Origin of the sequence: Fervidibacillus halotolerans (assembly GCF_026547205.1) — a bacterium.
Classification (GTDB): domain Bacteria; phylum Bacillota; class Bacilli; order Bacillales; family Caldibacillaceae; genus Fervidibacillus; species Fervidibacillus halotolerans.
This window is the reverse complement of sequence record NZ_CP106877.1, coordinates 2,622,501-2,645,937: the sequence shown is the minus strand read 5'-3', so window position 1 is coordinate 2,645,937 and position 23,437 is coordinate 2,622,501. Positions and strand designations below refer to the sequence as shown.

26 protein-coding genes and 2 rRNA genes (1 of these 28 running past the window's edge) are annotated in these 23,437 nt (G+C 39.1%); 2 read left to right on the top strand and 26 right to left on the bottom strand.

The window, feature by feature from the left end:
* Positions 1-12: 12 nt before the first annotated feature.
* From glmU to metG, 14 genes are all read right to left on the bottom strand, one after another.
* Positions 13-1,386, bottom strand: coding sequence for a bifunctional UDP-N-acetylglucosamine diphosphorylase/glucosamine-1-phosphate N-acetyltransferase GlmU (glmU, locus tag OE105_RS12425; protein ID WP_275420482.1), 1,374 nt, complete (start codon positions 1,384-1,386; stop codon positions 13-15).
* A 197-nt stretch (positions 1,387-1,583) separates the two neighbouring features.
* Positions 1,584-1,874, bottom strand: coding sequence for a septation regulator SpoVG (gene spoVG / locus OE105_RS12420; protein WP_275420481.1), 291 nt, complete (start codon positions 1,872-1,874; stop codon positions 1,584-1,586).
* Positions 1,875-2,043: 169 nt separating this feature from the next.
* Positions 2,044-2,424 carry a RidA family protein gene (locus OE105_RS12415; protein WP_275420480.1) on the bottom strand — a complete coding sequence of 127 codons (381 nt, stop codon included), beginning with the start codon at positions 2,422-2,424 and terminating at the stop codon, positions 2,044-2,046.
* Positions 2,425-2,426: 2 nt separating this feature from the next.
* Positions 2,427-3,251, bottom strand: a complete 825-nt coding sequence (purR, locus tag OE105_RS12410; protein WP_275420479.1) for a pur operon repressor — start codon at positions 3,249-3,251, stop codon at positions 2,427-2,429.
* A 60-nt stretch (positions 3,252-3,311) separates the two neighbouring features.
* A complete protein-coding gene (ispE, locus tag OE105_RS12405; protein WP_275420478.1) occupies positions 3,312-4,187 on the bottom strand; it encodes a 4-(cytidine 5'-diphospho)-2-C-methyl-D-erythritol kinase in 876 nt (291 codons plus the stop codon).
* Between the two features lie 230 nt (positions 4,188-4,417).
* Positions 4,418-5,629 (bottom strand): dicarboxylate/amino acid:cation symporter, encoded by a 1,212-nt coding sequence (locus OE105_RS12400; protein WP_275420476.1) that lies wholly within the window; start codon positions 5,627-5,629, stop codon positions 4,418-4,420.
* Between the two features lie 305 nt (positions 5,630-5,934).
* Positions 5,935-6,111 carry a small, acid-soluble spore protein, alpha/beta type gene (locus OE105_RS12395; protein ID WP_275420475.1) on the bottom strand — a complete coding sequence of 59 codons (177 nt, stop codon included), beginning with the start codon at positions 6,109-6,111 and terminating at the stop codon, positions 5,935-5,937.
* 123 nt (positions 6,112-6,234) lie between these two features.
* Positions 6,235-6,489: a biofilm formation stimulator Veg gene (gene veg, locus OE105_RS12390; protein ID WP_275420474.1), complete on the bottom strand. Its 255-nt coding sequence runs from the start codon at positions 6,487-6,489 to the stop codon at positions 6,235-6,237.
* A 240-nt stretch (positions 6,490-6,729) separates the two neighbouring features.
* A complete protein-coding gene (gene yabG, locus OE105_RS12385) occupies positions 6,730-7,605 on the bottom strand; it encodes a sporulation peptidase YabG (protein WP_275420473.1) in 876 nt (291 codons plus the stop codon).
* Between the two features lie 100 nt (positions 7,606-7,705).
* Entirely contained in the window at positions 7,706-8,590 is an 885-nt protein-coding gene (gene rsmA, locus OE105_RS12380) for a 16S rRNA (adenine(1518)-N(6)/adenine(1519)-N(6))-dimethyltransferase RsmA (RefSeq protein ID WP_275420472.1), read from the bottom strand.
* Entirely contained in the window at positions 8,583-9,146 is a 564-nt protein-coding gene (gene rnmV / locus OE105_RS12375; RefSeq protein ID WP_275422192.1) for a ribonuclease M5, read from the bottom strand. Before rnmV ends, rsmA begins: the two co-directional genes overlap by 8 nt.
* A 370-nt stretch (positions 9,147-9,516) precedes the next feature.
* Positions 9,517-10,713 (bottom strand): resuscitation-promoting factor, encoded by a 1,197-nt coding sequence (locus OE105_RS12370; RefSeq protein WP_275420471.1) that lies wholly within the window; start codon positions 10,711-10,713, stop codon positions 9,517-9,519.
* 167 nt (positions 10,714-10,880) lie between these two features.
* Entirely contained in the window at positions 10,881-11,645 is a 765-nt protein-coding gene (locus OE105_RS12365) for a TatD family hydrolase (protein WP_275420470.1), read from the bottom strand.
* A gap of 162 nt (positions 11,646-11,807) precedes the next feature.
* Complete coding sequence (metG, locus tag OE105_RS12360; protein WP_275420469.1) at positions 11,808-13,784, bottom strand: methionine--tRNA ligase; 1,977 nt, start codon at positions 13,782-13,784, stop codon at positions 11,808-11,810.
* A gap of 327 nt (positions 13,785-14,111) precedes the next feature.
* On the opposite strand from metG, the gene OE105_RS12355 reads away from it, so the two are divergent.
* On the top strand, positions 14,112-14,393 hold the full coding sequence (locus OE105_RS12355; protein ID WP_275422191.1) for a transition state genes transcriptional regulator AbrB: 282 nt from the start codon (positions 14,112-14,114) through the stop codon (positions 14,391-14,393).
* 88 nt (positions 14,394-14,481) lie between these two features.
* Here OE105_RS12355 and rsmI read toward each other — a convergent pair whose 3' ends face one another.
* The 10 genes from rsmI to OE105_RS12305 form a co-directional block, all read right to left on the bottom strand.
* Positions 14,482-15,345: a 16S rRNA (cytidine(1402)-2'-O)-methyltransferase gene (gene rsmI / locus OE105_RS12350; RefSeq protein WP_275420468.1), complete on the bottom strand. Its 864-nt coding sequence runs from the start codon at positions 15,343-15,345 to the stop codon at positions 14,482-14,484.
* Entirely contained in the window at positions 15,323-15,601 is a 279-nt protein-coding gene (locus OE105_RS12345) for a GIY-YIG nuclease family protein (protein WP_275420467.1), read from the bottom strand. The genes rsmI and OE105_RS12345 overlap by 23 nt, the downstream gene beginning before the upstream one ends.
* Positions 15,594-16,331 carry a tRNA1(Val) (adenine(37)-N6)-methyltransferase gene (locus OE105_RS12340; protein ID WP_275420466.1) on the bottom strand — a complete coding sequence of 246 codons (738 nt, stop codon included), beginning with the start codon at positions 16,329-16,331 and terminating at the stop codon, positions 15,594-15,596. The genes OE105_RS12345 and OE105_RS12340 overlap by 8 nt, the downstream gene beginning before the upstream one ends.
* Positions 16,332-16,451: 120 nt before the next feature.
* Complete coding sequence (gene yabA, locus OE105_RS12335; protein WP_275420465.1) at positions 16,452-16,805, bottom strand: DNA replication initiation control protein YabA; 354 nt, start codon at positions 16,803-16,805, stop codon at positions 16,452-16,454.
* A 14-nt stretch (positions 16,806-16,819) separates the two neighbouring features.
* A complete protein-coding gene (locus OE105_RS12330) occupies positions 16,820-17,647 on the bottom strand; it encodes a PSP1 domain-containing protein (RefSeq protein WP_275420464.1) in 828 nt (275 codons plus the stop codon).
* Positions 17,640-18,650, bottom strand: a complete 1,011-nt coding sequence (holB, locus tag OE105_RS12325) for a DNA polymerase III subunit delta' (protein ID WP_275420463.1) — start codon at positions 18,648-18,650, stop codon at positions 17,640-17,642. The genes OE105_RS12330 and holB overlap by 8 nt, the downstream gene beginning before the upstream one ends.
* Before the next feature lie 39 nt (positions 18,651-18,689).
* Entirely contained in the window at positions 18,690-19,130 is a 441-nt protein-coding gene (locus OE105_RS12320) for a YaaR family protein (protein ID WP_275420462.1), read from the bottom strand.
* Between the two features lie 98 nt (positions 19,131-19,228).
* Positions 19,229-19,558, bottom strand: coding sequence for a cyclic-di-AMP receptor (locus OE105_RS12315; RefSeq protein ID WP_275420461.1), 330 nt, complete (start codon positions 19,556-19,558; stop codon positions 19,229-19,231).
* 212 nt (positions 19,559-19,770) lie between these two features.
* Positions 19,771-20,421: a dTMP kinase gene (gene tmk, locus OE105_RS12310; RefSeq protein ID WP_275420460.1), complete on the bottom strand. Its 651-nt coding sequence runs from the start codon at positions 20,419-20,421 to the stop codon at positions 19,771-19,773.
* A gap of 236 nt (positions 20,422-20,657) precedes the next feature.
* A complete protein-coding gene (locus OE105_RS12305) occupies positions 20,658-20,861 on the bottom strand; it encodes a sigma factor G inhibitor Gin (protein WP_275420459.1) in 204 nt (67 codons plus the stop codon).
* Positions 20,862-21,748: 887 nt separating this feature from the next.
* Here OE105_RS12305 and OE105_RS12300 point away from each other — a divergent pair.
* Positions 21,749-21,940, top strand: a complete 192-nt coding sequence (locus OE105_RS12300; protein WP_275422190.1) for a transposase — start codon at positions 21,749-21,751, stop codon at positions 21,938-21,940.
* Positions 21,941-22,375: 435 nt separating this feature from the next.
* On the opposite strand, the gene rrf is transcribed toward OE105_RS12300, so the two are convergent.
* A 5S ribosomal RNA gene (gene rrf / locus OE105_RS12295) occupies positions 22,376-22,490 on the bottom strand.
* 101 nt (positions 22,491-22,591) lie between these two features.
* A 23S ribosomal RNA gene (locus tag OE105_RS12290) occupies positions 22,592-23,437 on the bottom strand (it continues 2,083 nt past the right edge of the window).

Genomic DNA, 23,437 nt, shown 5'->3' with positions numbered 1-23,437 from the left:
GAACCTCCGTATTTATTTCTTTTTTTTGAATTTTTGACTGTAATTTTCCTTATTGACTTGACGAGCCCGGGCAATGGAAAGAGCCTGTTTTGGAACATCATTCGTAATCGTTGATCCTGCTGCAATATACGAATCTTTTCCAACCGTGACGGGGGCAATTAAATTACTATTGCAGCCAATGAATGCTTCATCTTCAATAACTGTCTTGTATTTATTCGTACCGTCGTAATTGACCGTAATCGTTCCACAACCGATGTTAACATTTTTTCCAACTTCTGCATCTCCAATATAAGATAAATGGGATGCCTTACTTCCCTTTCCGAAGGTCGTTTTTTTAATTTCAACGAAGTTCCCAATGCGAACTTCATCATCGATGTCAGATTTCGGACGAATATGGGCATATGGACCGACTTGTACATTCCGACCAACTTTACTTTCCGTTACAACCGATTGACGAACCGTCGTTTTTTCCCCGATAAAACTATCGACGATTTCAGTGTTCGGACCGATGACACAATCCGATTGAATAACCGTACTTCCTTTAATCACTGTACCGGGATAAATAATCGTATCTGGTCCAATTTCTACTCCACAATCGATATACGTTTGGTCTGGATCAATGATCGTTACCCCATTTTTCATATGGGTTTCATTAATCCGTTTTCGCATAATTTTTTCCGCTTTAGATAATGCCACGCGATCATTTACGCCTAAAGTCTCGGAAAAATCATCCGTCATAAAAGCTGAGACGATTTTCCCTTCCTTCTTCATAATTTCCAGTACATCCGGTAAATAATACTCCCCTTGGGCGTTGTCGTTCGTTACTTTATCCAAAGCCGAAAACAATGACCGATTATCAAAACAATAGGTCCCTGCATTGATTTCTTTTACTTGTTTTTCTTCTTCCGTCGCATCCTTTTGTTCTACAATTCTTTCCAATTGTCCTTTATCGTTGCGGATAATTCTTCCGTATCCAGTTGGCTCCTCTGCCTTTGCGGTCAATACCGTTGCATGGGATTCTTCCTTTTCATGTTGGCTGACCATAGCTTCCAATGTTTCCCTTTTGATCAACGGGGTATCCCCACAGATCACGAGGGTCGTTCCATCCCGATCTTTTAATAGCTCTTTCGCTTGCATAACTGCATGTGCCGTACCTAATTGTTCCTTTTGTATAACGAATTGACTCGATTCCGAAAGTACTTCCTGAACCTTTTCTGCACCAAATCCTACGACCGTAATCACTTGTTCTGCTTGGATTCCCTGTACATTTTCAATGACGTGTTGTACCATTGGCTTGCCACAAACAGGGTGTAGAACTTTATATAATTTCGATTTCATTCGTGTTCCTTGCCCTGCAGCAAGCACAACCACGTACCGGTTTGACATAAGCCGTCCTCCAATACTCACTGTTATCCATAATGAATATATCCCAAATAGAAAATCATTTCAAGGAAAGATAGCTCAACGTTTTGTGAATTGGGTGAATGAATTGAAAGAAAAGGAGGGATTGGAAAAATGAGGAATGAGGGCATTATAACAAAAAAAAGAGCCTTACTTTACCCAGTAGGCTCTTGATGTTTACATTATGAAGCGCCTGCTTCTTCATACTCCACTTCCAATTGACCTAAGCGATGATATTCAGCTAGCACTGCTTCTTGTATTTTCGCTCTTGTTGCGGAGTTAATCGGATGGGCAATATCCCTAAACTCTCCGTCAGGGGTACGTTTACTTGGCATTGCAACGAACAGTCCATTATTGCCGTCAATTACGCGAATATCGTGGACGACAAATTCATTATCCATCGTGATTGATGCAATCGCCTTCATTCTTCCATCCGTGTTTACTCGACGAAGTCTAACGTCTGTTACTTCCACTTCATTCACCACCTTTATTACGAGGTTAATAAATACAATTCTACAAATATTTTATTTTTCCTTCTTTCTTTCAAAAAATTTTTCCAATTTTTCCTCTCAAAAACCTTTTTTGTTTTTTTGATACAATCCACTTCATCAGATAATACAAGACTCGTTTCTCTCTTACTTTTTAAACTGGTTCAACCACCGCAATCGCTTCGATTTCGACGAGGACATCTTTTGGCAAACGACTTACTTCTACCGCCGATCGGGCTGGCTGATGTTCCGAGAAAACTTGACTATAGACTGCATTCATTCGTTGAAAATCATTCATATCTTTCAAAAAAACAGTCGTTTTAATAACCTTTTGGAGGGAGGACCCCGCTTCTTCCAAAACCGCTTTCAAATTTTTTAAAACTTGCTCCGTCTGCTCCTCAATCCCCCCATCGACCAATTGTCCGTCCTTCGTCAAAGGAATTTGCCCTGATGTGAAAACTAGACCGTTCCATTGAATTGCTTGAGAATATGGACCGATTGCTTCCGGAGCCAATTTCGTATGAATTTCCTTCATCTTTATTCCCCCTTTGAAAAATAATTTCCTTCCCGAACTTTGATTTTTTTACTCTCCACGTTCACATCTTGAAGTTTTACGATGGAAATATATTCATCCACGAGACGGTTCGGTACATCTTCCGCCTCAACAAGCACGGCAATTCCTTCATAATCCGCATTAAATTCTTTTAACAAACTAATCATACCATTAATGGTTCCTCCGGCTTTCATAAAATCGTCAACGATTAAAACTTTCGCCCCTTCGTCTAAACTTCTTTTTGCTAAAAGCATCGTTTGAATTCGTTTCGATGAACCGGTGACATAATTTATACTTACCGTTGAACCTTCTGTAATTTTATAGTCCCTTCGAACGATTACTACCGGAACGTTCAAATATTTAGCCGTCGCATAAGCAAGGGGTATCCCCTTTGTTGCAACGGTCATCACAGCATCGATGGGCCGTTCGCTAAACTTAGACGCAAGCATCCTTCCAACTTGATCCATTAAAACAGGGTTTCCGATAATATCGGCCATGTACAAATATCCACCTGGCAATAGCCGATTCGGATGTTCAAGAATTTGACATAGTTCTTCCACAAACGGTTTGACCATATTATCCTTTACCTGCACATAGTATTTCACTCCGCCAGCCGCTCCAGGTATCGTAACCAATTTTCCTATCCCTTGCTTTTCAAAGGTATCCTTCAAAATGGATAGATCTTCACTGATGGAAGATTTAGCTGCACTGTAACGCTCCGAAAAAAAAGGGAGGGAGATCAGCGTGTTCGGATGTTGCATAAAATAATGAGTCATATCGATGAGCCGTTCACTTCTTTTCCAACCCACAAAGCCACCTCCAAATTACGAATGTTTATGCTTATATTCTATTTCAATGTTCGGATATTATCAAGAGTCTCCCCATTCTTCTCCCTTTCCTAAAATTCGTACCGCATACACTTGACGACAAAACCCCCGTAAGCCATTGTATATTCGATGCATACGGGAATCATGACGCGCAAGAGCATAGACGGTTGGACCGCTACCGCTCATCAACGCCGCATCTGCACCGAAACGTAACATGTCTTCTTTTATATCCGCTACTTCCGGATAACGCATGAGTGTTACATTTTCCAAAACATTTCCGACATTTTGACACATGGTAAAGTAATCGTTATTTTTTATCGCTTCAACCATTATTTCGGTATTCGGATGCTCGATTTTGTCGAGGGATAGATTTTCATATACTTCTGCTGTGGAAACACCTATAGGTAGTTTTGCTAAAATAACCCAACAACTAGGTGGGGGTGGAAGCGGTGTAATAATCTCTCCCCTCCCCTTTGCCAACGCTGTACCCCCATATACACAAAAAGGAACATCCGATCCAATTTTTGCCCCAATTTCTGCTAATTCGTGAAGGGATAAGCGTAGATTCCATAATTTGTTCAATCCTCGTAAAACCGCCGCTGCATCACTACTTCCCCCAGCTAATCCAGCTGCAACAGGGATATGTTTTTCAATTGAAATTTCAACCCCTTTTCTTATATTCAATTCTCTTTTTAACATATCTGCCGCTTGATATGCGAGATTTCGTTCTCCACTTGGCACAAAACGGCTTTCAGAATGTACGATAATCCGATCTTCTTCCAATAAGGTTAGTTCCAACCGATCGGCTAAATCGACCGTTGTCATCACCATTTCCAATTCATGATATCCATCCGATCGCTTATGAAGGACATCCAATGTTAAATTAATTTTGGCAGGAGCCTTAACATGTAGTTTCACCCTTGTCCACCTACTTTAGCTATCAATATAAATAATTTGGTCCTATTTTACCATAAATTGATCAAAAAACGATGGTAGAAGAGAGAAATGGCTCGGTCATTTGCACACAAAAAGACTCGTTACCATGATTGAAAACGAGCCTTTCGTCCGAACTTGACATTTTGAAAAAAACCTTTCTACATCTACAAAGTGTTGGTAGAGGGAATATCCCGATCAACCGACTTCCCTTGTTAAGCAGTGAAATTTTCGCTCTCCTGTGCCATTTCATTTTCCGAAGAAGCAACGACCACGGCTGCAGATGCATCCCCCATAACGTTAATCGCCGTTCGAAACATATCTAAAATCCGATCGATTCCCGCTACGACTGCAATGGCTTCCAACGGTAAACCTGCCGATTGCAAAACCATCGTTAACATAATTAGCCCCGCTCCCGGAACTCCAGCTGTACCAATCGATGCGAGGGTCCCGGTCAAAATAATCATCAAAAGTTGGGCGAATGTTAGTTCAATGCCGAATAATTGGGCACTAAAAAGGGTACTGATTCCTAAATAAATGGCTGTACCATCCATATTGATAGTAGCTCCAAGGGGTAAAACGAAACTTGAAACCCGTTCGGACACCTTTAAATTTTCCTGCGTATTTTTCATCGTCACTGGTAATGTTCCAGAACTAGACGTTGTACTAAAGGCGACCATCGTAGCCGGTAAAATTCCTTTAAAGAATGTAATTGGATTCATTTTTCCGATCATTTTTACCGCTGTCGAATAAACGATCATTGCGTGGAAAATAACGGCAACGGCAACAGCCAAAATGATTTTAATTAACGGCATTAAAAGATCTGCTCCATATTGGGCCACGATTGGTGCAATAAGGCCGAAAACCCCAAGCGGTGCAATCTTCATAACCCAACCAGTAATTTTGTACATCACTTCTGCAAACCCGTCGAAAAATTCGTATACCGTATTGCCCTTTTTACCAATGACCGTAATTCCGATTCCAATAAACAGTGCGAAAAAGATAATTTGTAAAATATTTCCTTCTACCAAAGATTGTATAGGATTTGTCGGAATAATATTTAACAACGTTTGAATAACCCCTTGGCTTTCCGAAGGCTCTACTGTCGTTTCACCCGGATCGATATCGAGTCCTTCTCCAGGAGAAAAAATAAATCCAGCACTGATTCCAATGGTAATAGCAATGGCCGTGGTCACTAAATAATAGATAACGGTTTTTCCACCCATTCTACTTAATTTTCCCACATCTCCTGTGCTGGCAACACCGACTACAAGCGTGCTAAATACGAGGGGAACGATTACAAATTTAATGAGTCTTAAAAATAAATCCCCGAGCGGTTGAACTTTTTCAATTCCCGGAACCCATAATCCAAAAATAATTGCAAGGATAAAGGCTATAAAAATTTGCGTGAGTAATTTAAATTTCATCCCAATCACCCCTAGTTTTTAAATATAAAAAATACTCTTATTATTATACTAAAAATAAATCGGATGATGGTATTTTTTCTAAATTTTTTAGCTTCATCTTGGAAATTCAATTATTTCGTTGAAAAATTCCAATTAGGATTGATGTTTCGTCCTTGAAGCAACGTACTGATTTACTTTTTAATTGTCAATTTGGAAATATTCGTGGATTAAAAACGAATTGTCAAAGGTAGGATTAATTAAAAATCCGAGGAATGACTCCTCGGATTGACCGCAACCTTTAATCATGAAAATGGTGAAGAAAAAAATTATTGTCTTTTTTGCAACTGCTCTTGAGCAATTTCAATGGCTCTTTTTACCATGTTACCAGCATCTCGAGCACGAATTCCTCCCCAGCCGTCTTTTTGGACGACATCATAGAAACCGAGCTCCTTTGCCAGTTCCATTTTCATCTCTTCAGACATAATCCCTTTTCTTCTGCCCATCGGCATTGCTCCCCTCCGGTTGCGGTAATATTATTTTTTACAAAAGAGATTTATTCATTCACCCGGTTTTAAACCAATTTTTGGGCAAAAATAAAAAGCAGTAAACCAATTGTCCACTGCCAATTAGGAAATTTCATTCACTTCATCGTAAAACGTAATTTGAACCGTTTGCGTTAGTACATCGGCATAACTATAGGAGACTCGTTCAAAAGCGTTTTGATCTTGATCTAATTCGACAACAAAAACGGCTGGATACGTTTCGGCTAAAACCCCTGTCCGTTCAATAATCTTTTTTCGTCCCCCATTTGCTTTTAGCATTAGGCGTTTGCCTAGATTGGAGTCAAGATTTTTTTTAATATCTGACAATGTTTTTGGCATATCCTTATACACCTCACTATAAACAAGAATAACACAATCCCGCTTCCAGTGTCAAGGTAAAAATTTAAATTATATCAAGGATAAAAATTGTTTGTCAATACTTTTTACGAACAAATTTCCACTTTTTTCGACAATATTAGGGTTTCCTTTTTTTCGAAAGATTATGTATCAAAATTTCCTAAATTGGTATGATTTTCACTTTCTAAAAAATAACAAAAGGGCGGGGAGTCGAAACACCCTTTATTCTACAGGGGGGCGGTATGGCATTCCAATCCTTAACACGCCCTTTGTCTCAATTCCCCCGATCCCCTTTTCTCCTGTTATTGTACTTCGTAAAATATCCCGAACGAAAACCCGATCGGTAAAAGGGGTGAAACTGATTTTCGCCACGGTGTAAACGGGATCTAAAGCATGAATGTTTACCCGATAAGGAGAGCTAGCGAAATTTGCTCCAGCTTCAATTAAAGATTCGAAATGGGACTGACATGCACCCGCAAAAATAATTAACTGATCCAAATTAGGTACTTTTTTTCGAGCTTCTCTCACAGTTAAAACGAAATCCTTCGAATGGCGATAGGCGGAAATATCCGATTTCTTCCCTTTATACTTTGAATAGGCATCATGACCGGTAATAACAAGAATATCAGGGCGTAATTGTTCAATCCAAAGGGGTACCTTATACGCCATTTCCTTTTCATTACAATAAACGCCGTGAACAGGAACGTTCAATTTTTCATACAATGATAAACACTTCTTTAAATAATTCGGGTCCCCATCTACGTGTAATACTTTTCCAGGCATTTGAAATAATTGATACCCCTCATCCTGTCCAGATGTAAATTGATATTCTTGTTTTTCCCTAATGGATGTAAAATCTTGACGAAGCAAATGAAAGGACTGTTCTTCCTGTTCATGAAGGCGTGTTAATAATTGTTGTCGCTTTTCATCATCCAACAAAATTAAATCTTCCACCGGGGCGTCGGCAATTAAACGAAGATCTTCCCCGTACAATAACGCCATTTGCTTTCCATTTTTTTCAAAAAAACGGATGACGCGAAAAGAAATATCGCATTGATAAGATTGTCTTCCTACAACATCATGAATTTTGATCCCCAAAGCACCCACCCCGTCGATGATTTAACCATCAAATGTCACAAGGCTTCAACGGATGGTTTTCTATATAAACTATGCAAACAATCAAAGGCAGGTGAACGGTTTATTTTTCATGAAAATAATCGTATAAATAATCGCTTAGTCGGGCGAATTCTTCAATCGATAACGTTTCTCCCCTTCGTCTCGGATCGATCTTCGCTTCATGTAATGCGGTTAATAAAATTTCCTTTTTTTCTTTCCCCTTTTCAAGTCCAGCCATTAAATTGTTTACAATCGTTTTCCGCCTTTGAGAAAAACTAGCTTTCACGACTTGGAAAAAATATGCTTCATTTTTTACAGAAACAAGGGGTTGTGGACGGGAGGTAAGGCGTACGACTGCGGAATCGACATTCGGTTGGGGAACGAATACCGTACGAGGAACGTTCATGACCACTTCCACTGTCGTATAATATTGGACAGCGATGGACAAAGAACCATAATCCTTTGTCCCGGGTTTCGCATTTAGCCGACTCGCAACTTCCTTTTGCATCATTACGACGATTCTTTTCACAGGCAGCTGTTCGTTTAAACATTTCATAATAATTGGAGTCGTAATATAATAGGGCAAGTTTGCTACGATTACCAAATCATCGATTTCTTGAAAATTTTCATTTATATAACGAGCGACATCCGCCTTTATAAAATCTTCAAAGACAATATTTACGTTCGAATAAGGATCCAATGTTTCAGTCAAAATAGGTTCGAGTCTTCGATCGATTTCAAAGGCGAGCACTTTTTTACTATTTTTCGCCAATTGTTCCGTCAGGGCACCGATGCCCGGTCCGACTTCGATTACACCACTCGATTCCGTTAAAAGGGCAAAATCCACGATTTTTCGCAAAATATTTGTATCAATCAGGAAATTTTGACCGAAACTTTTTTTGAAGGAAAAACCGTATTTTTTAATAATTTCCGTCGTTTTAGTCGGAGTAGCTATCTCTTTATCCATTCGACCGTTCCTCCTGAAGAATTTGTTCGACTGCTTGAAGAAAGGTATCCCTTGATATTTGAAACATTTTTAACCGCTTGTATAATTGTTTTCCGTTTGTATGACCAATTTTTAATATTTCTCCGAGCCGCTCCCGCCGACTTTTTGATCGTTCTTCCCCGATGAAACCGTAATTTATCAAATCTTCTCTACTGATTTGTTCCTTTGGTTCATTCTCCATTTTCCGTGCTTTTCGTAAAGCAAAACGGATATGTTCAGGTGATGCATGTTCTACACCGATTTTCTTTCCGTTTTTTTCCTTTGCCAAATGTTTCGGCAAAAAGGCATGCTTACAATTTGGAACGTGCTGGCTTATCGTTTTGCGGATTTTTTCCCCAGGAAAGTCCGGATCAGTAAATATGATGACCCCTCGCAAATCCGCTGCTAATCGAATTTGCTCGATCGTTTTCCCATTGATGGCAGACCCATTCGTTTCAATTGTATCTGCATCGACGGCTCGTTTAATCGCCACCGTATCGTCCTTACCTTCTACAACAATAATCTCTTTAATTTTCATTCGTTCCTCCAAATGATTTTTTCCTTTGTTCATTATACCCATTATGCCCCCGACCCTAAAGTTTTTCAGAAATTTTCCTCGCTTGAATAAGGAAAAAGAGGTGATTTCATTATACCAAAAGAGAGGGTTTTCTTTTTTATTTGACTGTGTTCGTAATAGTTGACGAAGGTAGCGACTCAAATGGGAACACTACGAGCCGAAGACCCCCTCAGACGAGCTTCCGAATCGAAAAGGCTAGGTTGTGCCCTCGGAAAACGTCCGCCTTTCGCGGTAAAGTGTATGACCAAAAACAACAATCTTTTAGAAAAACCTTGTATTTTCAAACAAAGAATGGGTGTCCCACCAACTTTTGGGACACCCTTATGCGGAATTAATTTAAAATCTTCACTTTCACGTTTCTAATCCCCCACCGATACGCATTGCTTTTTGAAGCAAAGAAAACATCGATTTCATATCCTTTAATACCTCCACCGGTGTCGGCAGCGATGGCATATCCATAACCTTCCACATAAACCTTTGTGCCGAGGGGAATGACACTCGGATCGACGGCGATAACCTTCATGTTAGGATTTGCGCGTAAATCGATCCCTGTTGCCGTTATACCAGAACAACCATTACAAGAAGCGGTATAAGCGGTGGAACGGACGATAAATTCCTTTCCTTTCGCTTTTCCACGGGATGCGGTAGTCGTAATCTTTTTCGTACCGACTGCAACGATTTTATCGACTGCCTCTTCGATGACATCTTCGCTAATCAGTTCCCTCGATACTTCTTCGCCATTTTCATAAATGACTTCATATTCTTTTTGCCGTTTCCCTTCTTTTCCTTGCTGAATCACTTTTTCACTTCCAGAAAGCAAACTGCTATCTTTCTTTGTAACGACTGCGTAATCAATAGGCTCTTCCACTACATCGGTGACTTTTTCAACCCTAGTAATGACAATTGATGATTCTTTATTTAATTTCGTCTCTAAACTAGGTTCGATACGATCTAACTCATTCAGTTCAATTTCTTGCTGTTTTAAAAAGTCACCGACCGTAGTCGAAGTTGTCCAATATTTCTTTTCCTTTCCGCCGTCATCTAAAACAATTTGAAATCCGACATCCAGCTTTATATGCATATTATTTTTGATTTTGTCGTCCAATGAAACATGTAAAACATCATGTTCATTGATAACGATGTTTTCCTTTTCCAGAAAATCCTTTACCGTTTCCTCCGTCGTCCATATTTCTTCTGTAACCCCATCTATTTCTAAAATTACTTTTTTAGCCGGTTTCCAAACGACGGTCATCCCATCGGTAATTTTTTCATCTAATGCTGGTGAAATATAATCATGGGGTTGGTATTGAACTTCATTTTCTTCCAATAAATCCTTCACTTGCCCGGCATGGGTTTTAACAACTTTTTCTTCCCCGTTCAAGTGTAAATTCACGGTGCTTTTCGTAACTTCATAGATGAAGAAACCTGTTATAGAAAAAAAGATTAATAGACTAGCTGAAAGTAGAATTTTTCCCTTCTGATCTAGTCGAATATTTCCTAACAGGCTCTTCATGCTTTTCAGATTCATGAAATAGCCTCCTTTTCATGGGAGAGTATAGCGGATAAACACTCATCTGTCAAATATAGATGATTATTCCTTATTCATCTTCCCGCAAATCACCTGTTTTCCGTGAATCCATAAGTTTATCGGGGGATTCGGTATAGGAAAATCGCACCTATACCGAATCGGTTTTCTTAGATAGAAAATAATTTTTTCGCATTTTCCGTCGTTTTTTGAGCTAATTCTTCAAAAGTAATCCCTTTAATCTTAGCAATTTCTTCCGCAATGTATCGAATATATGCTGGTTCGTTCCGTTTTCCTCTAAATGGATGGGGTGTTAAATATGGACAATCCGTTTCGATCAATAACTTATCGATGGGTACCTCTTTTGCGACTTGCTTTGGTTTTTTGGCATTTTTAAAGGTAACGGGTCCGCCTAATGAGATATAAAAATTCATATTTATACACTCTTTTGCTATTTCTGGGCTGCCACTAAAACTATGCATAATTCCGCCCACTTCTTCAGCATGTTCCTCTTTTAATATTTTAATGACGTCTTCCGTTGCCTCCCGATTATGAATAACAATGGGTAGTTTTACCTTCTTAGCCAATTGAATTTGTTTTCGAAATACATCCTTTTGAATTTCCTTTGGGGACTTATCCCAATGATAGTCGAGTCCCATTTCTCCAAGGGCTACCACTTTCGGATGGGAACTTAAACGTTCAATCCAAAGTAAATCTTCTTCTGTACAATCGATCGCATCCACCGGGTGCCATCCAATGCAAGCATAAAGATGATCATATGTTTCTACCAATTCCATCGCTCTTTCAATCGTTTTCCGATCAAAACCCACGATAACCATGTTTTCGACACCAGCATCTTTCGCCCGTTGGATTACTTCTTCCACATCTTCTTCATATTGATCAGCATTTAAATGTGCGTGTGTATCAAATAACATATGTATACCCTTTCCTTTTTCGCTAGTTGTTAAAATTTTTCATTTAAACTTACGAAGTTTCCAGCGAACGGATCACGATCTTTTTCCCATTAAAACAATAACATAGAAATGTTTCTTGTATGTAACATTTCTATGTTATTTTAAATACAAACGATCTCGTTTTTATTTCACTTTTGCTCCGTTCGGTACTTTTAGATCAACGGTGACAACGGATAAAAGATCATCCTTTTCACCGGTTAAAATCATTCCTTCAGATAATTCCCCTCGAAGTTTTACCGGTTTTAAGTTCGTAATGCAAACGATCTTTTTCCCGACGAGTTCTTCCGGTTTGTAAAATTCTGCAATTCCGGATACAATTTGTCGCCGTTCGGTACCTAAATCCACTTGTAGTTTCAACAATTTATCCGCATTTTTCACCGGTTCGACCTTCAAGATTTCTGCAACGCGTAGATCGATTTTTTCAAAATCATCCAATTTAATTTGTTGCAATGAACTTTCCTTTTTTTCTTCCTTCTTTTCTTTTTTATTCGAATTCTTTTCCCCAAGTGTAGCATTTCCTGTCATTTTTCCTTTAATATAAGCGACTTCTTTTTCTAAATCCAATCGAGGAAATAACGGATCTCCCTTTTGAACCTTCGTCCCATCTGGTATTTGTCCAAATTCCGCTAAACTGTCCCAAGATTTCAAATGATCTTCACGAATATTTAATTGGGCGAACATCTTTTTCGGCGTTTCGATCATAAACGGTTGTAACAATACCGCAACTCGTCTTAACGTTTCCGTAAGATGAGCCATTACCCTTGCAAGTTCTTCCCGTTTCGTTTCATCCTTTACCAATTTCCAAGGCATCGTCTCGTCGATAAATTTATTTGCCCGATTGATCATTTGCCAAAGTGCGGTTAACGCCACAGAAAATTGCATATTTTCCATAGCCGTTTCATACTGTTTGACACCCTCGATATTTTCTTTGACCAATTCTTTTTCATAAGTTGAAATCGATCCTTTATATACAGGAATGGTTCCATCAAAGTATTGGTTAACCATTGCGACAGTTCGATTTAACAGATTCCCTAAATCATTGGCCAAATCAAAATTAATTCGCTCCACAAATCCTTCCGGTGTAAATACCCCGTCGGAACCAAAGGGTACTTCCCGCAATAAATAATAGCGTAGTGCGTCAGCTCCGTAACGGTCAATTAACACATTTGGATCGACGACATTTCCCTTCGATTTCGACATTTTCCCGTCTTTCATCAAAATCCAACCATGGGCATATACTTTTTTCGGCAAAGGTAAATCGAGGGCCATTAACATAATCGGCCAATAAATTGTATGGAAACGAACGATTTCCTTACCTACAAGATGGACATCCGCTGGCCAATATTTTTTAAACTTCTGATCATCTTCCGATAAATACCCGAGAGCGGTAATATAGTTCGTTAATGCGTCAATCCATACGTAGATGACATGTTTCGGATCACCAGGTACTTTTATTCCCCAATCGAAGGTCGTTCGAGAAACGGCCAAATCTTCCAAACCGGGTTTAATGAAATTATTAATCATTTCATTTTTTCTCGATTCCGGTTGGATAAAATCCGGGTTTTCCTCGTAAAATTTTAATAGTCGGTCGACATATTTTCCCATTTTAAAGAAATACGATTCTTCCTTTACCTTTTCCACCGGTCTTCCACAATCAGGGCATTTTCCGTCTACCAATTGACGTTCGGTAAAGAACGCTTCACATGGCGTACAATACCAACCTTCATATTCTCCTAAGTAAATATCTCCCTTTTCAACGAGATAGGCGAAAATTTTTTCAACGTTTTTTTTATGTCTTTCCTCTGTCGTCCGGATAAAATCGTCATAGGAAATATCAAGTTTTTTCCATAGTTGCTGGATGCCATTGACGATTTCATCCACATATTCCTTTGGAGTGACACCTTTTTCCTTCGCCTTTCGTTCGATTTTTTGCCCGTGTTCATCCGTTCCTGTTAAAAACATAACATCGAATCCAGTCATCCGTTTATAACGGCTCATTGCATCTGCAGCAACGGTCGTATAGGCATGACCAATGTGCAAATTCCCGCTCGGATAATAAATCGGTGTCGATAAATAAAAGGTGTTCTTTTGTTCTTCCATTTTTCCTGTCTCCTCTTTTCTTTAGTATACAGAAAAAGCCCTCGTTACGTTCGGTCGAGAGCGGACTGATTGTTTCGCATCAAATTCATGCTACCTTTATATTAACCGCTTATATGAAAAAAATATACAAAATTAAGGAAAAAATTTCAACCGCTCCCTTGTTTCCTAATGAATTTTTCGGTTCCAATCATATTATACCATTCCAATCAAATATGAAAAATATATAGATTGACTATTATAGGAAAGTTTGGTATTATGTGGCTAAAGAAAGGTGTCGGAAAATTTAAAATCATGGGCAAATCTATTTTATCGAGAGGGGAATGAATGATGAAATCCACCGGCATTGTCAGGAAAGTTGATGAGCTCGGTCGAGTTGTGATTCCTATTGAACTTCGTCGAACCCTTGGTATTAACGAAAAAGACGCCCTAGAAATCTATGTTGATGATGACAAAATTGTGTTGAAAAAGTATAAACCGAATATGACTTGTGTTGTAACCGGTGATGTTTACGACGACAATAAAATCCTTGCCGGGGGAAAAATCGTATTAAGCCGTGAAGGAGCGGAAAAATTAATATATGAAATTAAAAGCGCTTTCGAACTGGATTAGTCGCTCCTTTTAGAACAATTGGGATGAAAACAAAAATGATATATAGCAAATCAGAAATTTAGGACTGCAAAAATTGCGCAGCCCTTTTTTATTTCACATGATATTCCCGATACACATCCCGCTTCGGCAAATTACGATCAATGGCGGTTTGTTTAATCGCTTCTTTCGTTGGATATCCCCGCTGAATATAATGATCAACATGTTCTTTAATCTGTAAAGGACTCCACCATTGTTCAGTAGCCGTTTCCTCTTTTCCAGCTCCTTCTACCAGAAGACAAAATTCCCCCCTAGGGTCGTTGTTTTCAAACCACTTTTGAACATCCGATAGTTTTCCTCGAACATATTCCTCATACCGTTTGGTCAATTCCCTAGCTATGGTCACCCGCCGATCCCCGAGTATTTCAAAAATATGGTTTATCGTTTGACGTATACGATGGGGTGCTTCGTAAAATATGATCGTTGCTTGAATATTTTTTAAAGCGCATAACTCCCTTTCTCGGTCTTTCTTCTTTCTCGGTAAAAATCCGTAAAAATAAAAGGGTTGGGGGGATAGTCCAGAAGCGGTTAGAGCCGTTAAAGCAGCGTTAGCACCGGGCAGAGAGACAACTGGAATATGTTCTTTGATCGCCGCTTCCACCAATTCATAACCTGGGTCGGAAATAGCTGGCATACCCGCATCACTAACGATGGCGACCGTTTTTCCTTCCTTCAGCGCTTTCAAAATATTTTTCCCGCTCGTTTCCTTATTATGTTCATGATAGCTAATAAGGTCATTTTTAATCTCATAATGATTCAATAATTTTTTCGTATTCCGGGTATCTTCTGCAGCGATCATATCCGCCTCTTTTAAAATTCTTACGCTCCGAAAGGTTATATCCTCTAAATTTCCAATCGGGGTCGGCACAAGATACAATATTCCACCTTCGTCTTCAAAGCTCTTTTGTATATTCACGTTTCAAACGCTCCTTTTTTAAAAACTCTTCTTTTTTCTTTCTCGTCAACTTTTTGAATTCATATTCCGCTCGGAGCGCTTCCCTTTTGGTTTCAAATATTTGGTAATAAATTAAAGTGACCGGTGTTCGACTTCGCGTATATTTCGCCCCTTTTTTCGCATTATGCATCGTTAATCGTCTTTCTAAATCAACCGTATACCCACCGTAAAATGTTCCGTCGTTACATTGCAAAACATAAAAATAATATTTATCCATACAAAATTTCCTTCATCTCAACGGTATATTCTCCTCGATGATCATAGACAAGCAGGGGAGGTAAAATCTTCAAGTCGGGATTTCCATCCTTTATACCTTCGATTAAAATTGTATTCGCTTCTTTACCCAGTTTCGGATAGACAAAACGTAATCGCTTCGGTTCTAGGCGATATTTTTTCATTAACAGGATTAACTCTGCCAGTCTGCCGGGACGATGGACAATTGCTACTTTTCCCCCGGGACGGACGAGGTCAGTGCTGATTCGAATCACATCTTCCAATGTACAATATATTTCGTGGCGGGCGATTGCTAAATGTTCATTTTCATTGATCATCGATTGTTCCTTCACGGGAAAATAAGGTGGATTGCACGTAACCACATCAAATTTTCCGTACCCGAAAGTTGCGGGCATATTCTTCATATCATCATGAACGAGTTGAATTTGCCCTTCCAATTGATTATATTCCACACTTCGTTTCGCCATATCGTATATCCGCTTTTGAATTTCAACACCGATAATCTTCGCTTTCGTTCGGGAACTTAACAATAACGGTATGACTCCGTTTCCAGTACAAAGGTCGATAATAGTTCCCCTTTGAATCGGTAAATAAGCAAAACGAGCCAATAAAACCGAATCTAGCGAAAAAGCAAATACTTTCGGACTTTGAATAATCCGTAAATCTTCCGCCAACAAATAGTCTAAACGTTCGTCTTCGTATAACTGTACCATAAAACCTCCGTAACATCTGTTTGATTGAAAATATTATTTAATAAAAAAGAATAAACATCGTTGTGGACCTACTTACATGAATATGTAAGAAAAAAAACCTCCTTACATTAAGGAAGGTCTTTACTTGTTTTTATTTAAAAAGGAAAGGCAAAACATACAGTCCCCATCTTTCCGTAGACTACCAAATTGCAAATTGCATATATGAAATCCTTCTTGATAAAGACGGGCCAAATTGTCGTATCCTTCCCCGATATCCGTTCCCCCTTTTTTATCTGCAACGGTTTTTCCTTGCTTGGAAGCGACTCCACTTTGTTGCATCAATCGATGTTTTAAGTGTTCATTTTCTAGTTTCAATGTATGATTTTCTTCTAAAATTCCCGCCAAATATTGCTTCAATTCCCCTAATTCTTCATAAAGCTGCCCAATTTGTTTTTCCATGTTCGTCATCGATTGAAATAAATCGTTTTTCTTCATCATGATCCACCTCATTAATCCGTGGAATTGTTTGAAAGAATCCCTTCTTCAATGATTTCATCCAACGTATATTCGATTATCTTTTGTTGGTCCTCTAACTCGATTTGAATAATCCGTTCCATTAAATTTAAACCTACTACCTTTCCTTTTCCGTGGGAAGTATGAATATATTCCCCTAAATCAGGCAACTGTTCCTTGGCAGATTCATATTCGTCATTTTCGTATTTTAAGCAACACATAAGCCTGCCGCATAAACCGGATATTTTTGTCGGATTTAAGGATAGATTTTGATCCTTCGCCATTTTAATTGACACAGGATCAAAATCTCCTAGAAAGGTAGAACAACATAACATTCTTCCACACGGTCCGATTCCACCGAGCATTTTCGCTTCATCTCTTACACCAATTTGTCGAAGCTCAATCCTCGTTTTGAAAACGGCCGCTAGATCTTTTACGAGTTCACGGAAATCAACCCTTCCATCGGCTGTAAAATAAAAAATCACTTTATTTCGATCAAAGGTGTATTCCACATCAACGAGTTTCATTTCAAGGGCATGTTCCTCAATTTTTTTCAAACATATATCATAAGCTTGTTTAGCAGCTTTTTTATTTTCTTCCACTTGCAAGCGATCCTTTTCATCGGCCACCCGTAAAACCTTTTTTAACGGTAACACGATATCTTCTTCATCAACTTGCTTATTTTCGATTACCACTTTACCCATTTCAATCCCGCGAGCCGTCTCTACAATGACAAAACATCCCTTTTGAACTGGAAGCTCATCAGGATCAAAATAATAGATTTTACCCGCTTTTTTAAAACGGACACCTACAACATTATACAAAAGTAAATCCCTCCTGGAGATTTATTAAAAGTTGTTCCATTAACAACGTTCCATTTACATTGGACTGTAATCGCCTTTTCGCTTCTAATATAAAGGATATTTTTTTCAAAAGCAGGTCCTTGGATATTTGTAACGCCCCTTGCCTCCATAATTGAAGAGAATCGGGATAAGTTAACTCTTTTTCGTAACCAATTTGAACGAACATAAGATCTTCGTAAATAAACAACAAAAGATCGAGCCCTTTTTCCAATTGTTCCCGCGTTTTAAAATGCGGATTCCAAGTGGTGTGAAGATAAATTAAACTATCTTCCAACTTCTGTTTCGAAAGGATTTCATATAATTTTAACACTATTTTTTCAGCTTGTAAAAACCAATCGTCTTCAGAAATGGAAAGGGCTTCATCAATATTATTCGTTAATTTAGCAAAAAGGGGAGCCTTTTCCTTCTTTATCCCCTTTTCAATCAATTGTTGTTCTAGTTTCTTTTTCGGAAGGGGAGAAAAGGGAACATGTTGACATCGGGAATAAATCGTAGGTAATATTTTTTGCACCCGCTCGGTAATTAAAACGGCCGTCGTCTGTGCGTTCGGTTCTTCAAGAAATTTTAGTAAACTGTTGGCAGCTTTACCAGTCATTTTATCCGCGTCAACAATCATATAAAATTTGTGATTCGATTCCATACCTTTTTTGGAAAATTCTTGTTGGAGATAAAGAATTTGATCTTTTTTTATAGAAGCTCCATCCGGTTCAATCACGTGGACATCCGGATGATTACCCGATTCAATCCTTTGGCATTGAATACATTGATTACATGGTTTGTATCCATCGATTACTTGTTCACAAAATAAAGATTTAGCAAAAAATTTAGCAACGTCCTTTTTGCCAGTTCCTTTCAATCCTTCAAAAAGATATGCATGACTCACCCGTTTTTTTATAAGGGCTTGTTTTAAACGTTTCATAACGAGTGGTTGTATGATTTCCAATTGTTCTAATGAATCCTTCATTCGAATCACTCTTTTTTTGTAAAATATGACGCATAATGATTAAGTATACAAATTAATTAACAATCCTTTTATTTCTCCAAGCAATCCAAGTAAATGAATATGATCCTTTTCTTGGTCCAATAAACTGTCTGTAAGCTCCAACAACTTTTGATCGACCGTTTTAACAATTTTCAATAACCTGCTTCGATTTGAATCATTCCAGGAATGGGATTTTTTCAACTCTAATCCGATCGATACAGCGTCTTTTAAAAATTGCTGTACGAGGGTTTTATATTTTGCCAAATCACGAAAATTCCGGGATTTTGCTAGTCTTTTACCTGCTTGTTCGATTTCCGCTAGTAAATGCTGAAGATGACCTGTCTGCAGCTGTTCCGTTTGATGGTTTATAATCGACTGAAAGGATAACTTGCCTTGATTTGGGAAACGAATTTCCTTCGATATTGGTTCTGTTGAAATACGGTAATCGTGATTCACTTTCATTATAATCCCTCCAAAAGGAGAAAAATTTATATCTAATAGGGGTACATTATCAATACGAATGATAAGCAACCGAGAAAACCCGATTGCTCTTTACAGGTTTAATAATGATAAAATTGTTCAACAGGAAGAACAAAAACCGTAGCGCCTCCAACTTCCACTTCAACTGGATAAGGGATATATGAATCTGTACTTCCTCCCATCGGTGAAACAGGGGCGATTAATTGATCCCGGGACTTACAATTCTCTTTAATCAGTTGTAACGCCTTGTCAACACGATGATCCTCTGTCCCAATTAAAAACGTCGTATTCCCAGATTTTAAAAATCCACCTGTACTTGCCAATTTCGTAACCCGAAAATTATTGTCCATCAACACATTTAAGAGGCGATTACTATCCTGATCTTGCACAACGGCCAAAATTAACTTCATTTTCGTACCCCCAATCATGAAAATATCACATTCTTTTTTTTATTATAGCAAGAAATAAAGGAGGGAAAAAAGTGGAATCACCCGTATAAACAGAAAATACATAAAGTCCTTTGAATATCGTACGTAATTTTTCATTATGAACGAGGCTTAGTTCACCAAGGACAGATTCCCTTTCATTTATAGTATGAATTCATTAAAACTAATGGGAAAATTTATTTAACTAGGAATGATCTTTTTTGTAAATAATCCATGATCATTTTTTCCGTATCCTTCTTCACCTCTTCTAAAGGGCGATCTGCATCGAGTTCTTTAATTCGTTCTGGATACTTTCGAAGAAGGAGCTTATACCCTTCCCTTACCTTTCGATGAAATTGAACTCCTTCTAAATCGAGACGGTTCACTTCGGTTTCCCGATGTTGCTGAATTCGTTTTAAACCGATTTCCGGCTGAATGTCAAAATAAACGGTTAAATCAGGCATTACATGATCAACGGCAAATTCATTAATTAGATAAACCGGATCCATACCGATTCCCCTTGCATAACCTTGATAAACGATGGAGGCATCGATAAATCGGTCACATAGCACGATCTTTCCTTTATTAATCTCAGGTATAATTTTTTCCACTAAATGTTGTCTTCTAGCCGCGGCATATAGTAAAGCTTCCGTTTTTGGATCCATTTCTATATTGCTTTTATCCAAAATAATTTCTCGTATTTTTTCTGCAATCGGAATTCCCCCGGGTTCACGGGTATATATTACTGGATACCCCTTTTCCTTCAATTCCGAAGCTACTATTTTTAAAATTGTCGTTTTTCCTGCACCCTCTGGACCTTCTACTGTAATAAATATTCCTTTTCCCATTCGGTTCCTCCAAAAGTGTAGTATATTGAATTGTTCTCTATTAGCATAGTATACCAAATAATTAGTGTAACCGACCTTGAATGTCGTAACGTTTTCGAATTTTCTAAGCATCCAACTCGTTGGTCATCAATAAAGGGTTGCCAAAAACATGTGCATTCACCAATGGCAACCCCCTTTTTTTCTCATATGATCTATCCTTTTTATTGGATTGTCGGTTTACTTTCCCTAAAAAATAGCTAATTATGAATATATTTTTGGGAAGACATGGCCTTTTTTAATTGCTTAATAAATCGTTTGTAAGCCGGATGTTCCACTTCTGTATGCACCATTCCCCTTTCACAATCAAGACAAATAAAGAAAGAACATAAATAATATCCATTTTGTTTCTCCTCTTCACAAATGACACATCGACGGTTTTTTTGTCCCAATTCGTTTCCCACCTTCGTCCACCTCCGTCTATAGTATGGACGAAATGAAATGCAAATATACAAATATATGAAAATCAATCGTTTTCCGATTTTTATATGTGTCTTCATAGCTACCATTTTCTGATGAATCTTCAAAATCCTATTTTCTAATTTGGCTACAGAAAACAACGACCCATATTTTCTACCGAATCCTATTTATCATGAAAAGCACGTTTAGGCACAAAAAAAGGGTTCTTTGTCAAATCGTGTTGGTGAATAGTTTCGTGACTTGTTTCAGTAAAATGTAATCGGATCAGGTTGTCCATTCATCCAAAATCGATTTGAAGTGATTCGTTCCATTGGCGGACGCGCATCCAGTGGCACGGCTCGGTCCTCCTCGTCACAACGTTTCCGCGGGGTCTCGAGGCTCGTGCTTTTCCCGCAGGAGTCGCCGCCAATGGAACTTCAATCATTTTCTATTTTGGACTTAGTGCACACCTTTTTTTATGGTTACTAAATTATTGGTAATAAGAATACGATTTTTAAAATGATCAAAGCACTAGAGTTTAAAGTTGTTCGTTCTTAAACGGGGCTGTGGGTCTGTCCAAAAAGTCAGGGTAACTGACTTTTTGGAGCCCCTCTAATTTTTTAAAAAAGTACACAAAAAAAATCGTCCTTTTAGTAAAATGAAGTTACCACACAACATTACATACAGGACGATTTTTTATGAGCAATTAAATGATTATTCCTGAAAATTATAACACACAAATGATACTTCCTCTAGATGGAAAAGAAGAAAAAACTCTTGACAAAAGAAATTTACCCCCCACTTTCAAACCATACGACAACCGTCAAGTTCAAATGATTTATGATATTGAATCGCTCAACCCGAACATCACGTGGCACGTGACGTGGACGAAATGGTGGAGGCGATACCAGATGAACAATTGTTTTCTCATTATAAAGGTGGCCGCAGAAGTTCTTATCATCCCAAAATGATGATGAAAATCATTCTGTACGCTTATTCCCAAAAGATATATTCCTGCCGAGGAATCGAAAAACTCGTTAAAGAAAATATTCCTGCCATGTGGCTTTCAGCGATGCAACAATAAGATTTCGCACCATTAATAAGTCCCGAGGGAAACGGATGAAAGCTTTCATGAATGAGCTCTTTGAAGTCATGATTCTCAAATTGATAAAAGAACATTACATCACGATGGAAAACTACTTTTTGGATGGCACTAAGATCGAAGTCAATGCCAATAAGTATTCGTTTGTGTGGAAAAAATCCACTTTGAAATTCGAAGAGAAATTAAAAGAAAAAATCCAAGAATTAAAGCACATTCATAAATTTACCCAATTCGAAGCCAAAACAGGACAAAAGGAAAACGATCAACATACAGAGATCACCGAACAAAACTTGGAGGAAATCGCAAAAGAAATAGAAGAAAACGTTGAAACGCTAACGGAAGAAATCGAAGGGGAGTGTCACTTGTCTCTATTTTTGGATCAAAAAAAGATGATCGGAAATTCCGATCATCTTTTTTGCCCGGCGACGTCCTACTCTCGCAGGGGATTCCCCCAACTACCATCGGCGCTGAGAAGCTTAACTTCCGTGTTCGGGATGGGAACGGGTGTGACCTTCTCGCCATCGTCACCGGACGATGTATGATGTATTTTATTCAAGGAATATTTATTCCCTCAAAATTAGATAACGTAAGGCAACAGCCGCATGCGCTCAATTGTCTAGTTCGACTTTCAATTAGGTTAAGTCCTCGAACGATTAGTATCCGTCAGCTCCACACGTCACCGTGCTTCCACCTCGGACCTATCAACCTCGTCTTCTTCGAGGGTTCTTACTATAGCCGAAGCTATATGGGAAATCTCATCTTGAGGGGGGCTTCATGCTTAGATGCTTTCAGCACTTATCCCTTCCGCACATAGCTACCCAGCGATGCCCCTGGCGGGACAACTGGTACACCAGCGGTGCGTCCATCCCGGTCCTCTCGTACTAGGGACAGCTCCTCTCAAATTTCCTACGCCCGCGACGGATAGGGACCGAACTGTCTCACGACGTTCTGAACCCAGCTCGCGTACCGCTTTAATGGGCGAACAGCCCAACCCTTGGGACCGACTACAGCCCCAGGATGCGATGAGCCGACATCGAGGTGCCAAACCTCCCCGTCGATGTGGACTCTTGGGGGAGATAAGCCTGTTATCCCCGGGGTAGCTTTTATCCGTTGAGCGATGGCCCTTCCATACGGAACCACCGGATCACTAAGCCCGACTTTCGTCCCTGCTCGACCTGTCCGTCTCGCAGTCAAGCTCCCTTATGCCTTTACACTCTGCGAATGATTTCCAACCATTCTGAGGGAACCTTTGGGCGCCTCCGTTACCTTTTAGGAGGCGACCGCCCCAGTCAAACTGCCCACCTGACACTGTCTCCCGAAGCGATTCCACTTCGCGGGTTAGAATTTCAATACAGCCAGGGTAGTATCCCAACGACGCCTCCATGGAAGCTGGCGCTCCCACTTCCACGGCTCCTACCTATCCTGTACAAGCTGCACCGAAATTCAATATCAGGCTACAGTAAAGCTCCACGGGGTCTT